This is a genomic window from Candidatus Njordibacter sp. Uisw_056 (assembly GCF_047730085.1).
GTDB lineage: Bacteria > Pseudomonadota > Gammaproteobacteria > Pseudomonadales > Balneatricaceae > Njordibacter.
The window spans coordinates 910920-924653 of sequence record NZ_CP159830.1 but is presented as its reverse complement, the minus strand read 5'-3'; the positions used below and the strand labels follow the sequence as shown (position 1 = coordinate 924653).

Genomic DNA, 13734 nt, shown 5'->3' with positions numbered 1-13734 from the left:
CTACCTCCTATTTAGAAACATTTTCCAAAGCCGTGGCAAAGCGATCACTCCAATAAGTAACAGGCCTATAAAAATGGACATTACGATACCAGGTACATTTAGCAGACCAAAACCAAAAGTCACTAGACCCATGACAAAGGCAGCCAAGACCACCCCTAGGATAGTGCCTGAACCGCCTAATATATTAACACCCCCCAACACCACCATGGTGATGACTTCAAGCTCCATACCTGCCCCAATAGATGGTCTGGTAGACCCAAGACGAGAGGTTAAGCAAATGGCTGCCACGCCAGACATGAGGCCAGTGAGAAGAAATAGAATAAATTTAACCCTTTGAACACGAATACCAGAAAATAATGCCCCCGTAGGATTGTTGCCAATGGCGTAGATAGTTCGTCCAAAATTAGTTTTGTGCAACAAAATACCATAGATCAGTGCCAGCACAGCAAACAGCACTAATTCAAAACTAAATACCCAAAACACATAGCCCTGCCCAAAGAATGCAAAATCAGGTGGATATCCGCGATAAGCTTGGTCTCCAAGCACTATATAGCTAATGCCTCTAAAAAGACTCATAGTGCCAATTGTTACTACTATTGAGGGAAGTCCAAGCACGGTCACCAAAACAGCATTAAAAGCACCACATAATAAGCCCACAGCTAAACCGATAAATACAAGCTCTGTAGTCCCCAAGCCAAGCTGTAAACCAGCGCCCATAGCCGTACTAGCAAGGGCTATAATCGAGGCCACAGAAAGGTCTATTTCGCCCGTAATGATCAGTAAAGCCATGGCAAAAGCAATCATCGCTTTTTCGGTGAAGTTAAAGGTAGCATCAGACAGCCCCCAAGCATCAAGAAAATAAGGCGACGCAAAGGAGTTCACAACAAAAATGCTCACCGCCACTGCAAATAAAAGCGTTTCCCAGTTTTTAAACACCTGCGAACGCGGAGAATGAAGCCGATCAGGCAAGGAGCGGGTTTTAAGGTTCATGAATTAGACCTCGCTGGCTTAAGAATAACCCGACCACTGCTCCTGTTAGACCTTGCATTAAAGGTCACAGCAATGACAATGGCAGCACCCGAAATAGCAAGTTGCCAAAAGGGTGAAATGTGCACCACTGGTAAGGCGTTTTTAACCACTCCTAAAAACAATGCACCTAACACTGCCCCCCCCACTGAGCCTAGACCACCAGCAATTGAAATACCACCAATAACACAGGCGGCCACTACCTCAAGTTCAAATCCGCCAGCAATATCAACATAGGCAACAGCATAGCGAGCCACCCATAGATATCCTACTAGACCAGCAAGGGCCCCAGAAATAACAAATGCAGCGCATTGTGTCTTGCCAACATTAATACCCGTATACACCGCTGCATGTGGGTTACCACCCACAGCAAAAAAGGCACGGCCTAGTGATGTTCGGGTAATCAATAGCAGAAACATCAGTGACACACCAATGGCTATCCAGCTCATCACAGGTAGACCCATAGTTTCAGCCCGGGGAAAGCCAGTAAAACTTGCACTCATTTCGTGGGCATTGACCCACTTGCCATCAGATATAAGAAAAATAATCCCTCGGAAAATAGTCATAGTTCCCAAGGTCACAACAATGGGTGGTATTTCCAGTTTCCAAACAAGTAACCCGTTCATGAGCCCCATGCCCGCCCCCAACAGAATCGAAATGGTGAGAATAATTGGTATGGGAAGACCCGGAGCAACCGAATTTAACATCGCCACAGCCATGCCTGTAAGAGCTAAGTTGCCAGCCACCGACAAGTCTATGCAACGGGTTACAATAACCACCATTTGACCTAGTGCCAGTATAATCAGTGGTGCTGTATCATTGAATACATTCACTAAGTTGCCAGCAGAAACAAATCCAGGGAAGCGGGAGGCAACCAGGGCTATGAGTAGCAGAATCACCCCTAATAGAAGGGTTTCTCGTGCAATTAAAAATCTTTTAATCATGGGTTAACCTCACCGATGCCTGCCGCATGTCGGATCAAAGCTTCAGGCGAAAGATCATCACCAGCAAGTTCTGCGACCATACGGCCTTCACGCATAACAATCACCCGATCAGACATACCCAAAACTTCCGGAATTTCAGAGCTCACCATAATGACTGATAAACCTTGTTCTGCTAGGTCTGACATGAACTCGTGCACAGCTGCCTTTGACCCAATATCGATGCCCTTAGTTGGTTCATCCAAAATAATAACTTTAGGCTGGGTTGCAAGCCACTTGGCAATAACTACTTTTTGCTGGTTGCCACCCGATAAATTTCCTACATCCTGATCCAATGAACTGGCGCGCAAATCTAAACGCTGGGTATATTCCCGTGCCAACTTAAACTCTTCAGCCAAACGAATGAAGCCTTTTTGGGATGTTTGGCTGAGAGAAGGTAAAGTGACATTTTGAAATATTGGCAGGCCAATCACGACACCTTGCTTGCCCCTATCCTCAGGGACATAAACAATGCCATGACCAACTGCGTCTGCTGGGGACCGAATTGTTGTTATTTCCCCGCCAATTTTAACTATCCCATCAGAGGGTTTGGTGATGCCAAACAAGGACTGCATAAGTTCTGATCGTCCAGCCCCTACAAGACCATAAAAGCCTAAAATTTCTCCCCTGCCCAGAGTGAAATTAATGTCATCAAACTCAGTTGGGTGGCAATAGCTCTTAACTTCTAGCACGTCTTCACAAATTTTTTCTTGTCGCTGAGGGTATATCTTATTGACTGAGCGGCCCACCATTAACTGAACTAAGTCAGCCTCCGTGACACTCTCTATTTTTCCCTCATCAATAAACTGGCCATCTCTAAAAACATTGAAGCGGTCAGCTATTTCAAATATTTCATCGAACTTATGAGAAATAAATAAAATAGCTTTCCCTTGGGATTTGAGTTGCTCAACTAATTCGTAAAGCTCTTGAATTTCCTTATAACTTAGGGCTGCTGTGGGCTCATCCATAATGACCACGCGGGCATCAATGGAGAGGGCACGAGCAATGGCAACCATATGTTTGCTGGCAATACCAAGGTCTCGCAGTCGGATGGATGGATCAATATCTGCACCGATGCCTTGTAATAGTTGTTGTGCTAATTTGCTTGTTTCTTGCGTGTCAATGAGCCCTAATTTAGTTCTAGGCGCATGACCAATAAAAATATTCTCAGCCACAGTCAAATCGTCAAATAAAACTGTTTCCTGGTGGATTGCAGTAATCCCTGCGGCAGAAGCATGGTGTGCTGTGGGGAAATTGACGGCTTGGCCATCAAGCAATATCTCGCCGTCATCCGGTTGATATATGCCAGTTAAAACCTTAACTATGGTGGATTTACCAGCCCCATTTTCACCAACCAGCGCAGTTACCTGACCGGGGTAGAGGTTTAGTGAAACCTTATCTAAAGCTTTTACACCTGGAAAAATTTTAACGATGCCACTCAGTTGCAAAATTGGCAGGGTCATTTCTTTGTCTGTCAATGTTTGTTGCTGGGGCATTATATTTTACCAGTTCTAACTTAAATGGAGCTTTGGCGGGCAAGCCCACCAAAGCTGTTCAAGGCACCGATCAAAAAATAGTTTTGAAGGCATCAATGTTAGAGGCATCGTAGACGAATGGATCCGCCATTGCACCTTCAGTTTTTTCATCCAATGTTAGCGAACCCATACGCCCCATTGATATTTTAGCACCAGGTGCAGCGACCGCATTACCTTTAGCAAGGTTGTATGCCAGCATTGTTGCCGAGTACCCTAGATCAATCGGGTTCCAAATGGCAAACGATTTAGATGCTCCACTTGCAATGTGTCCGGCCATTTCAGAAGGTAAAGCAAGACCAGTTACATTAATCTGCCCAATTTTTCCAGCATCAGCAACAGCCTGAGCTGCAGCAACTATTCCGACCGTTGTAGGTGCGATAATCGCCTTAAGGTTAGGGTAAGTCTGCATTAGACCGTTGGCTTCCCTATAAGATTTATCAGCCAGATCATCACCATAAACTGTGGCAACAACGTTAATACCCTGATAATTGCCAACTACCTTATTCATCTCGTCAATCCAGATATTTTGGTTGGTTGCCGTACTTGATGCTGACAATACTGCAACATCACCACCCTCAGGTAAATGATCTGCCGCAAGCTTCACAATCATGTTGCCGATTAGCGGATTAGAAGATGGGTTTAAATGCATTTGCCGGCCTTCTGCAGCAACACCTGAATCCCAGCTAATTACTGTGATGCCTCGGGCCATTGCCTTTTTGAGCGCAGGAACCAATGCATCAGTGTCATTAGCCGAAATTGCAATGGCATCAACACGTTGAGCAATTAGTGCATTAATTACCTCAATTTGTCCTTCTGCTGTAGTATCCGTTGGGCCTGTGTAAATAATCTCCACATCGCCCAGTTCACTTGCTGCCTCTTCAGCACCTTTTGCAGCAGCTTCAAAAAAACCTATACCTAGTGCCTTAACAACGACAGCTATGCGCATATCTGCGGCCTGGACTGCACCCGTCAATAAAGTCGCGGCTACTGCCAGTGCGGGCAGCATTTGTTTTATTAAATTCATGATTTACTCCCTAGAGTGTTATGGAGATTCCACTGGCCTTACGAGGCCAATCCCTCCTGTTGAGCCGCGCCAGATTTGGCGACGATTAATTTAACATCTGCGGCTTCCAGCATTGCTGCTGTTTTATCAGTGATACCATCATCGGTAATCACAGTATCCACTCGGCTAAGCGGGCAAAGAACCAAACTTGACCGTGCTTCAAATTTTGAACTATCAACTAAAAGAACTAATTCGTCAGATTGACCAATTAACTTTTCTTCAGCTTGAACAATTAGTGGGTCTCCCTCCATGACTCCAAGGGGCCCCAAACCTTTGGCGCCCATAAACATTCTTCGGGCATAAAAGTTGCGAGTAACATCATTTTCAAAAGGCGACAGAATAATGTTCTGCTCACGATAAATCGTACCGCCAGACAACATTATGGTGTTTTTAGAGTGGTTGAGCAGATGTTCTGCAATGGGAAATGAATTAGTAAACACCTGCATACGCCGCGATGCGAGCGGATGAACCATTTGGAATGTGGTGGTGCCACCATTAATGATAATGGGCTCACCATCGTCACACATCTCTACCGCGGCCCGCGCTATTGCACGCTTTTGCTCAATATTTATTAATTGGTTAACAGAAAAGGGCCGTCCAGCAAGACCACCAAACTGGGGTGGGGTAATCGACTCAGCCCCTCCTCTTATGCGATTTAACTTTTTTTCTGCATCAAGCGCAACAATGTCCCGGCGTATAGTTGCCTCAGAGGCACCTGTGATAATACAGAGTTCGACAACCGTCACCACAGGTCGGTCTTGTACCGCTGACAAGATAATCCTTTGACGTTCTCTTTCGTGCATTAGTCGTACCTTGATTGTTTTTGTTTTTTTAGTCTTTCTTCATGGTGCATTCATAAATAATCATTGTCAATCATTTATTTTCATTAACCGCCATACGTGAGCCAATAGCAATTCATTATGATTGATAATGATTGACAATGGGGTGTCCTGTAGCCATTATAGGAAAGATTGGGCTGTCACAGACGTGACTATAAGTAGGAGAAAATTCATGACGAATACGCCGGAACACCACCACCTTGACGATCTTTGGGATATGTCCAAGGCGGCATCTATGTCAGAATCAGAACTACTTGTATATCGCTCCAACCTGTTAGGCTCAGATAAACGCATCACTAATTACGGTGGCGGCAATACATCGGCTAAGGTAATGGAAAAAGACTTGCTGGGTGACAATTTAGTGGAAGTGCTTTGGGTGAAAGGCTCAGGTGGTGATCTTGGGTCAATCAAAATGGATGGTTTCTCCACCCTTTACATGGACAAGCTTCGCAACTTGAAGGCACTTTACCGCGGCCTAGAGTTTGAAGATGAAATGGTTGCTTACCTGCCCCATTGCACCTTTAACCTAAACCCCCGAGCCGCTTCTATTGATACGCCCCTGCATGCTTACGTACCGGTGAGACATGTCGACCACATGCATCCAGATGCCATTATAGCGATTGCCGCGTCAAAGAACTCAAAAGAGCTCACACAGAAAATATTTGGCAGTGACATTGGTTGGTTGCCTTGGAAAAAGCCAGGTTACGAACTAGGTATGTGGTTAGAAAAATTTTGTTTAGACAACCCACATGCTAAGGGTGTCATTCTAGAGAGTCACGGCTTATTCACTTGGGCGAATGAGGCACACGAATGCTACAGCCTTACCATAGGGGTTGTTCAAAAAGCCATGAATTGGTTAGCCATGAACGCCGAGGGTGTGCCTGCTTTTGGTGGTGCTAAGCACCAAAGCCTTGACGCAACTTACAGATATGGAGTTGCAGCACAGCTGATGCCTGCCATCCGCGGCATGGTGTCTGGCAAGCAACATATGGTTGGCAACTTTAACGACAGCAATGCCGTTTTAGAATTCGTCAACAGTGCTAATATGGAAGAATTAGCCGCGCTAGGAACATCTTGTCCTGATCACTTTTTACGCACAAAAATTAGGCCGCTGGTTGTGGACTTTAACCCAGCTATGCCCGATGTAACTGCAACCTTGGCAAGCCTAGACGATGCGATTTCCCAATACAGAATCGGTTATAGCGCCTATTATGGGCGCTGTAAGCATGATGACAGCCCTGCTCTTCGAGACCCCAATGCTATTGTTTACTTAATTCCGGGTGTTGGTATGATCACCTTCGCATCATCCAAAGCAACGGCGCGAATTTCTGGTGAGTTTTATATTAACGCCATCAACGTGATGCGTGGCGCATCTTCGGTGTCGGAATATTGTGGCCTAGACGAGCAAGAAGCCTTTAACATTGAATACTGGTTACTAGAAGAGGCTAAACTGCAGCGCATGCCCAAGCCAAAAACGCTGGCTGGGCGAATTGCTTTAATTACTGGTGGTGCAGGTGGGATTGGTTTGGCCACAGCAGAACGTTACCTGCAAGAAGGCGCTTGTGTCATGCTCGCTGACATTGATGAAGCTGCCATTAAAGAAGCAGCAGAAAACCTCATTTCCCGCTACTCTGCAGACGTAGTTCGCACCGTTTTGATGAATGTTACTGATGAACAAGCCGTGGCTAATGCCTATACCCAAACTGCAGTAGAATTTGGTGGGGTTGATATTTTAGTTTCCAATGCTGGCATTGCCAGTGCGGCAGCGGTGGAGGACACTTCATTGGAATTGTGGAATAAAAACATGTCAATTCTTTCCACTGGCTACTTTTTGGTGAGTCGGGAGGCTTTTAAAATGATGATTGCTCAAGACATGGGGGGTGCCATCGTGTTTATCGCTTCTAAAAATGGCTTGGCTGCGTCGCCAGGGGCTTCAGCCTACTGCACAGCTAAAGCCAGCGAAATTCATTTGGCACGATGTTTGGCTCTTGAAGGCGCACCAAAAGGCATTCGGGTAAATGTGGTCAACCCAGATGCAGTTCTTAGAGGATCAAAAATTTGGTCTGGGGATTGGCTGAAACAACGTGCAAACATTTATGGTAAGGACGAAAAAGAGGGCTTGGAAGAACATTACCGAGAGCGCTCATTGTTGAAACGTTCTGTATTTCCTGAAGATATTGCTGAGGCAGCCTATTTTCTTGCCAGCGAACGCTCATCTAAGTCTACTGGTAACATTATTAATGTTGATGCGGGTAACGTGCAGGCATTTACCCGTTAAAAAAAACCAAAAAAGCCACGCAGGGTTGCCAATTGTCGCCCCATAGCAAACTTATCTGGGAGCAAGTTCATGATAAAGCAAACGAGTATCGAACAATCTAACGAGTCTATCGAACAGGAAATGCGCTCAAACTATCAAGCTCTTGGAGAGCATCTTGACCGCCGAAGCATCAACATAGACAAAATAAAAGCCAAGGTTTCAAAATACCAGGTGGCAGTTCCAAGTTGGGGCGTAGGTACAGGCGGCACACGCTTTGCACGCTTTCCTGGCCTTGGTGAACCCCGCCATATTTTTGACAAATTAGATGACTGTGGTGTGATTCAAAGTTTAACCCAAGCCACACCCTCTGTTTCCTTGCATATCCCCTGGGACAAAGCCAAAGCTTCAGATCTATTGGCAAAGGCACAAGAGAACAAGCTAACCTTTGACGCAATGAATTCGAACTGTTTCCAAGATCAAAAAGGCCAAGTGCATAGCTATAAATTTGGCTCATTGTCACACAGTAATGCTGCCACCCGTCAACAAGCCATCGATCATAACTTGGAATGTATCGAACTTGGACAGGCAATTGGTTCAAAAGCCCTGACAATTTGGGTGGGTGACGGCTCAAACTTCCCAGGTCAAACTAACTTTACCCGCCAATTTGAGCGCTATTTAGACAGCACCAAAGCAGTTTATGCTGGCCTGCCTGAGGATTGGAGATTATTTACCGAACACAAAATGTATGAGCCAGCCTTTTATTCTACTGTGGTTCAGGATTGGGGCACCAATTACATGATTGCAAAAGAATTAGGCGATCGTGCCTATTGTCTGGTCGATTTAGGCCACCACGCACCTAACGTAAACATCGAAATGATCGTTGCAAGACTCATTCAGTTTGGCAAATTAGGGGGCTTCCATTTTAACGACAGTAAATACGGGGATGATGATTTAGACACCGGATCCATTGACCCCTACCGCCTTTTCCTAGTTTTTAATGAGTTAGTTGATGCTGAAAATGTACCTGGTTTTGACCCTATGCACATGCTTGATCAAAGCCATAATGTCACCGATCCAATTGAAAGCCTCATGGTGTCTGCCATGGAAGTACAGCGGGCCTACGCTCAAGCCCTTTTAGTTGACCGAGTTGCCTTAGAAGGATTTCAAGACACCAATGACGCCCTAATGGCAACATCAACCCTAAAGGAAGCTTTCCGCACCGACGTTGAACCCATCCTAGCAATGGCCAGGTTTGAAAAGAATGGCGCCATCGATCCTGTATCTGCTTACCGTGCATCTGGGTATCGTGAAAAAGTGTCGCTTAATCGTCCGGCAGTCTCTGGCGCAGGTGGCGGAATCATTTGACCCCAAGATCAACAGATATTTACCTGTGCCGCATTCTTTATCGTTATATTATCCGCTTAGCCTGCCTATGTGGTTTCACTTTAAACTGAGCAATTGTAAACTAAACAAATACTCATATGACTATATGACTATATGACTATATGACTATATGACTAATAGTCTAATTGAGAGTGCGACAGCAGTGGTTTGTTTATCAAATTTTTTGAAACATAAGCCATGCCGGTTCATCGATGAATAAAAAGCACTGAAAAATGAATGAAATACAAACTATGTAAATAAAGATATATAGTTTTAAGAAAATTAAACGCCAGTAAAAGAAATGTTTCATTAATCAGCGCACATAAACGTGATCCAAAATAAAAGCATTAAACATGATAGTGCTTATATTAAAATTAAGATCACAAAAGAATCGGCGCAAGTTATATAACAGTGCAAAGCCGTTAATGTATTAAGCCCACACCTTATTCACAGAGCCCAAAGAGGCGCACTAGCAACCTGGCTAGCCATTATTCTTGGCTTTCTATTGGTGCTAGTGCTTTTGTAGGCTGCGGCCTAGGTCAAGTTAACATCCCATAATGACGAATGAATTCAATAATATCGCCCAAACCGTTTAGGGTTTTCAAGTTAGTGAAAACCCATGGCTTTTCGGGGCGCATGCGATTGGTATCAGCTTCCATGATGCCTAAGTCAGCTCCAACATAAGGGGCTAGGTCGGTTTTATTGATGACCAGTAAATCAGATTTAGTAATGCCTGGGCCACCTTTGCGAGGAATTTTTTCTCCTTCGCCTACGTCGATAACAAAAATGGTAAGGTCTGCTAACTCCGGACTAAAAGTGGCACTTAAATTGTCGCCTCCACTTTCCACAAATACAATGTCTAAATTTTTGTGGCGCCGGGCAAGGGTATCAATGGCAGCCAAATTCATAGACGCATCCTCTCGAATGGCTGTATGCGGGCATCCCCCTGTTTCCACCCCAATAATGCGATCTTCACTTAGAGCCTCAGCCCGAGTTAAAATTTTTGCATCCTCTTGGGTATAAATATCATTGGTGACCACTGCTAGGTTATAGTCATCTCTCATGGCTTTACAGACGGCTTCAAGCAATGCCGTCTTGCCAGAACCTACTGGCCCACCAACCCCTATTCGTAGGGGCATTTTATATTCATTCACAGTTAACTCCTAAATAAACGTGTATATTGAATTTCATGATTACTACTAGCAATTGCTAATGCTGGAGCGCTGCTGCCAGCGTCTTCATAGGCGATTGCTGCAGCTGATTGAACTGCTTGTTCAAGTGCAGCGGACATGCCGTGCAATATTTGTTGGCCTTGTGTCTGCCCTAAAGGGATTAATTTCACCCCTGTTATGACGGCATTTTCTAACCAACTCCAGACATAACCGCGGCATAAATCCTCAGTTTGAATATGCCACTGGGCCCCCGCTATCGCTAATCCCACCACCTGGCTTCGGTGGGCTGCTGAGCGAATGATATCAGGCACAATAATCCCTAAATTAGGTAACAATCGCATTAGTGCCTCGCCTCGTAATTGTTCTTCTTGCCTCAATTCTTTGGTCTCTCTCCAGGCGATCAGAGTTCGACTAATGTCCTGCAACCGCTGCCAATCCTGCCTCTCTGTGGCTACACATGCAGCATTTAGCATTGGTAATTCAAGCTGGGTTAGGCACTCAATGAGCTGAGATCTCAACCAGCCATCAAAGCTTGCCTGATCATTAATCCAGCCCGATTCTACGGCCCACTCCAGCCCTTGAGAGTAGGCAAAGGCCCCCACGGGCAGTGACGGGCTAATGAGCTGGAACAATCTAAATGTTGGCACCACTATAGAAACTCCTTAGCCTTCATGATCATTACTATGACCTCCGTAGGCCCCCGTTTCTGGTTCAAATGTCAGCTCTTCAAGGTTCACCTTGCCCCCTAAACCCATAACCATTTTGTCCAGTACGTGATCATGCTGGTAACTGACAAAATGGTGTTTGATTTCGATGGGGGTATGGCGGTTGCCTAAGTGATAACAAATACGAGCCCGCAACAGGTCATCATCAGTACGCACCACAGACAAGGTTTCTACGGCAGCCACAATTCTCACGTGGTCGCCATGTTCACTAGAAAGTATGTCCCCATGCCTTAATGTAATGCCTCTGGGTAGGTCTAGCCCCGCTTCTTGGCCATTATTTAAAGTCACTCGTAAACGGCTTTTTATCCGCTGCTCAATACTGAGGCTAAGTTGAAGATTGGGTATTGATTCACCTGCCACCTTTTTAATAAATTTAATCATAACTGGCCTCAGAATAAAAAATAACGTTGCGCCATAGGCAGTTCGCTAGCGGGTTCGCAAGTTAATGGAACTCCATCAGCCTCCACCACATAGGTCTGTGGGTCCACGTCAATGTTGGGCAACCAATCGTTGTGAATCATATTGGCTTTGGTCAAATCACGACAGCCTTTTACATAACCAATTAACGAGCGCAACCCCAATGTTTTCGCCAACCCGTTTTCAGCTGCCACGGTGGGCAAAAAGATCATGCTCGTGCTTTGTGATGCGGCTCCCAAACTACCAAACATGGGACGGTAGTGCACTGGCTGCGGCGTAGGGATTGAGGCGTTAGGATCTCCCATTGGCGCCATCGCAATCATGCCGCCCTTAATAATTAAGCTGGGCTTGGTACCAAAGAAAGCGGGTTTCCATAGCACTAAATCTGCCAGCTTTCCTACTTCAATAGACCCCACTTCGTGGGCAATGCCGTGGGTCAGCGCAGGATTAATGGTGTATTTAGCAATGTACCGTTTAATCCGGTAGTTATCATTTTCGACAGAATCTTCTGCTAATGGGCCTCTTTGCACCTTCATCTTGTGGGCTGTTTGCCAGGTGCGAGTAATCACCTCACCGACCCGGCCCATGGCTTGAGAATCGGAGGAGATCATAGAAAAAGCCCCCAAATCGTGCAAGATATCTTCTGCGGCAATCGTCTCACGGCGAATGCGCGATTCGGCAAACGCCACATCTTCAGGAATACTAGGGTCCAAGTGATGACATACCATGAGCATATCCAAATGCTCATCCACAGTATTGACCGTATACGGACGAGTTGGATTAGTAGACGACGGTAGAACATTAACTAGCCCGGCAGCTTTAATAATATCAGGCGCATGGCCACCACCAGCGCCTTCGGTGTGATAGGTATGAATCACCCGATCACCAATAGCCGCCAAAGTGGATTCCACAAAGCCACCTTCGTTCAGTGTGTCCGTATGAATCGCCACCTGCACATCATATTCCTCAGCCACTGATAAGCAGTTATCAATAGCCGCAGGTGTGGAACCCCAATCCTCATGTAATTTTAACCCCATGGCGCCCGCTTCAACCTGCTCCCGCAGAGGCTCTGGAAGGCTCGCATTGCCCTTGCCAAGAAACCCAAGATTCATCGGCAGCACATCAGCAGCTTCCAGCATACGAGCAATATTCCAAGGCCCCGGCGTGCATGTGGTGGCCTTAGTGCCCGTTGCCGGCCCAGTGCCACCCCCCAGCATGGTAGTGACACCAGAGCATAGCGCTTCTTCTACTTGTTGTGGACAGATAAAATGGATATGGGCATCAACACCACCCGCTGTTACCAATTGCCCCTCCCCTGCCACCACTTCTGTACCTGGTCCAATCTCAATACTCACTCCAGGTTGAATGTCTGGGTTACCCGCTTTACCTATGGCCTGAATACGCCCATCTTTGATCGCGATATCAGCCTTGATGATGCCCCAATGATCGATGACCAAGGCATTAGTAATGACTAAGTCTGGCACATGAGCGCTGCAGGCCTGGCTCTGTCCCATGCCATCACGAATAACCTTACCGCCACCAAACTTTACCTCTTCCCCATAATGCGTCAAGTCGTCTTCCACCTGAAGCCACAATTCTGTGTCTGCTAAACGCACTTTGTCGCCTGTGGTTGGGCCAAACATCTCTGCGTAAGCACTGCGTGATATTGCTACCATCTTTCATTCCTCAATCTAATGCACCCATCACTTTACCCTGAAAACCGTACACCTGACGCTTACCTGCTAAAGCCACTAATTCAACACGCCTCGTTTGCCCTGGCTCAAAGCGTACGGCAGTGCCCGCTGGAATATTTAACCGAAAGCCACGACTGGCTTGGCGATCAAAATCGAGTTCTTCATTAACTTCAAAGAAATGATAATGAGAGCCAATTTGCACTGGGCGATCGCCTTTGTTGGCTACCTCAACCTCTATCGTTTCTCGACCAGCATTTAATACAATACTGCCCTTAGCAACGCGATATTCACCTGGTATCATCTGCTTTTCCTTAAACAATTGGCTCGTGAACTGTGACTAGTTTGGTGCCATCGACAAAGGTGGCCTCAACTTGAACATCCTGAATCATTTCAGGAATGCCATCCATTACATCGTCTCGGGTCAGCAGGGTACTGCCATAATCCATTAACTCTGCCACACTGCGACCATCGCGAGCACCTTCAAGAAGTGCAGCACTAATGTAAGCCACAGATTCTGGATAGTTAAGCTTTAGACCCCGATTTTTGCGTCGCTCAGCCAACAAACCTGCCGTAAATAGCATTAATTTGTCTTTTTCGCGCGGTGTTAATTCCATAAATTCACTCCTATAATGCCTAAAAAAGC

At 45.9% G+C, this 13734-nt stretch carries 13 protein-coding genes; 2 read left to right on the top strand and 11 right to left on the bottom strand.

Annotated elements, in window-relative coordinates:
• The 5 genes from ABXT60_RS04585 to ABXT60_RS04565 all read right to left on the bottom strand — a co-directional run bounded on the left by ABXT60_RS04585 (position 1) and on the right by ABXT60_RS04565 (position 5407).
• On the bottom strand, positions 1–990 hold the full coding sequence (locus ABXT60_RS04585) for an ABC transporter permease (RefSeq protein WP_443631570.1): 990 nt from the start codon (positions 988–990) through the stop codon (positions 1–3).
• The gene (locus ABXT60_RS04580) at positions 987–1970 is read right to left on the bottom strand and encodes an ABC transporter permease (protein ID WP_443631569.1); all 984 of its coding nucleotides are present in this window, start codon (positions 1968–1970) and stop codon (positions 987–989) included. The genes ABXT60_RS04585 and ABXT60_RS04580 overlap by 4 nt, the downstream gene beginning before the upstream one ends.
• The gene (locus ABXT60_RS04575) at positions 1967–3502 is read right to left on the bottom strand and encodes a sugar ABC transporter ATP-binding protein (RefSeq protein WP_443631568.1); all 1536 of its coding nucleotides are present in this window, start codon (positions 3500–3502) and stop codon (positions 1967–1969) included. The genes ABXT60_RS04580 and ABXT60_RS04575 overlap by 4 nt, the downstream gene beginning before the upstream one ends.
• A gap of 70 nt (positions 3503–3572) precedes the next feature.
• On the bottom strand, positions 3573–4565 hold the full coding sequence (gene rhaS / locus ABXT60_RS04570) for a rhamnose ABC transporter substrate-binding protein (RefSeq protein WP_443631567.1): 993 nt from the start codon (positions 4563–4565) through the stop codon (positions 3573–3575).
• 38 nt (positions 4566–4603) lie between these two features.
• Positions 4604–5407: a DeoR/GlpR family DNA-binding transcription regulator gene (locus tag ABXT60_RS04565; protein WP_443631566.1), complete on the bottom strand. Its 804-nt coding sequence runs from the start codon at positions 5405–5407 to the stop codon at positions 4604–4606.
• A gap of 208 nt (positions 5408–5615) precedes the next feature.
• Here ABXT60_RS04565 and ABXT60_RS04560 point away from each other — a divergent pair, with 208 nt between their 5' ends.
• Both ABXT60_RS04560 and rhaI read left to right on the top strand, forming a co-directional pair.
• Complete coding sequence (locus ABXT60_RS04560; RefSeq protein WP_443631565.1) at positions 5616–7721, top strand: bifunctional rhamnulose-1-phosphate aldolase/short-chain dehydrogenase; 2106 nt, start codon at positions 5616–5618, stop codon at positions 7719–7721.
• 69 nt (positions 7722–7790) lie between these two features.
• Complete coding sequence (gene rhaI, locus ABXT60_RS04555; RefSeq protein ID WP_443631564.1) at positions 7791–9065, top strand: L-rhamnose catabolism isomerase; 1275 nt, start codon at positions 7791–7793, stop codon at positions 9063–9065.
• Positions 9066–9622: 557 nt separating this feature from the next.
• On the opposite strand, the gene ureG is transcribed toward rhaI, so the two are convergent.
• From ureG to ureA, 6 genes are read right to left on the bottom strand one after another with little or no spacing between them, the layout of a single operon-like run.
• Positions 9623–10222 (bottom strand): urease accessory protein UreG, encoded by a 600-nt coding sequence (gene ureG, locus ABXT60_RS04550; protein WP_443629482.1) that lies wholly within the window; start codon positions 10220–10222, stop codon positions 9623–9625.
• Positions 10223–10239: 17 nt separating this feature from the next.
• Positions 10240–10902 carry an urease accessory protein UreF gene (locus ABXT60_RS04545; RefSeq protein WP_443631563.1) on the bottom strand — a complete coding sequence of 221 codons (663 nt, stop codon included), beginning with the start codon at positions 10900–10902 and terminating at the stop codon, positions 10240–10242.
• Positions 10903–10917: 15 nt separating this feature from the next.
• On the bottom strand, positions 10918–11361 hold the full coding sequence (ureE, locus tag ABXT60_RS04540; RefSeq protein WP_443631562.1) for an urease accessory protein UreE: 444 nt from the start codon (positions 11359–11361) through the stop codon (positions 10918–10920).
• A gap of 8 nt (positions 11362–11369) precedes the next feature.
• Positions 11370–13073: an urease subunit alpha gene (ureC, locus tag ABXT60_RS04535; RefSeq protein WP_443631561.1), complete on the bottom strand. Its 1704-nt coding sequence runs from the start codon at positions 13071–13073 to the stop codon at positions 11370–11372.
• 10 nt (positions 13074–13083) lie between these two features.
• Positions 13084–13392, bottom strand: coding sequence for an urease subunit beta (locus ABXT60_RS04530; protein WP_443631560.1), 309 nt, complete (start codon positions 13390–13392; stop codon positions 13084–13086).
• A 10-nt stretch (positions 13393–13402) separates the two neighbouring features.
• The gene (ureA, locus tag ABXT60_RS04525; protein ID WP_443628145.1) at positions 13403–13705 is read right to left on the bottom strand and encodes an urease subunit gamma; all 303 of its coding nucleotides are present in this window, start codon (positions 13703–13705) and stop codon (positions 13403–13405) included.
• Between the last annotated feature and the right edge of the window lie 29 nt (positions 13706–13734).

Excerpts from the sequence above, each read along its gene's own strand:
- ureC (WP_443631561.1), bottom strand. The coding sequence starts at position 13,073 with ATGGTAGCAATATCACGCAGTGCTTACGCAGAGATGTTTGGCCCAACC.
- ABXT60_RS04530 (WP_443631560.1), bottom strand. The coding sequence starts at position 13,392 with ATGATACCAGGTGAATATCGCGTTGCTAAGGGCAGTATTGTATTAAAT.
- rhaS (WP_443631567.1), bottom strand. The coding sequence starts at position 4,565 with ATGAATTTAATAAAACAAATGCTGCCCGCACTGGCAGTAGCCGCGACT.
- ureE (WP_443631562.1), bottom strand. The coding sequence starts at position 11,361 with ATGATTAAATTTATTAAAAAGGTGGCAGGTGAATCAATACCCAATCTT.
- ABXT60_RS04580 (WP_443631569.1), bottom strand. The coding sequence starts at position 1,970 with ATGATTAAAAGATTTTTAATTGCACGAGAAACCCTTCTATTAGGGGTG.
- rhaI (WP_443631564.1), top strand. The coding sequence starts at position 7,791 with ATGATAAAGCAAACGAGTATCGAACAATCTAACGAGTCTATCGAACAG.
- ureA (WP_443628145.1), bottom strand. The coding sequence starts at position 13,705 with ATGGAATTAACACCGCGCGAAAAAGACAAATTAATGCTATTTACGGCA.
- ABXT60_RS04565 (WP_443631566.1), bottom strand. The coding sequence starts at position 5,407 with ATGCACGAAAGAGAACGTCAAAGGATTATCTTGTCAGCGGTACAAGAC.
- ABXT60_RS04575 (WP_443631568.1), bottom strand. The coding sequence starts at position 3,502 with ATGCCCCAGCAACAAACATTGACAGACAAAGAAATGACCCTGCCAATT.
- ureG (WP_443629482.1), bottom strand. The coding sequence starts at position 10,222 with ATGCCCCTACGAATAGGGGTTGGTGGGCCAGTAGGTTCTGGCAAGACG.
- ABXT60_RS04560 (WP_443631565.1), top strand. The coding sequence starts at position 5,616 with ATGACGAATACGCCGGAACACCACCACCTTGACGATCTTTGGGATATG.
- ABXT60_RS04585 (WP_443631570.1), bottom strand. The coding sequence starts at position 990 with ATGAACCTTAAAACCCGCTCCTTGCCTGATCGGCTTCATTCTCCGCGT.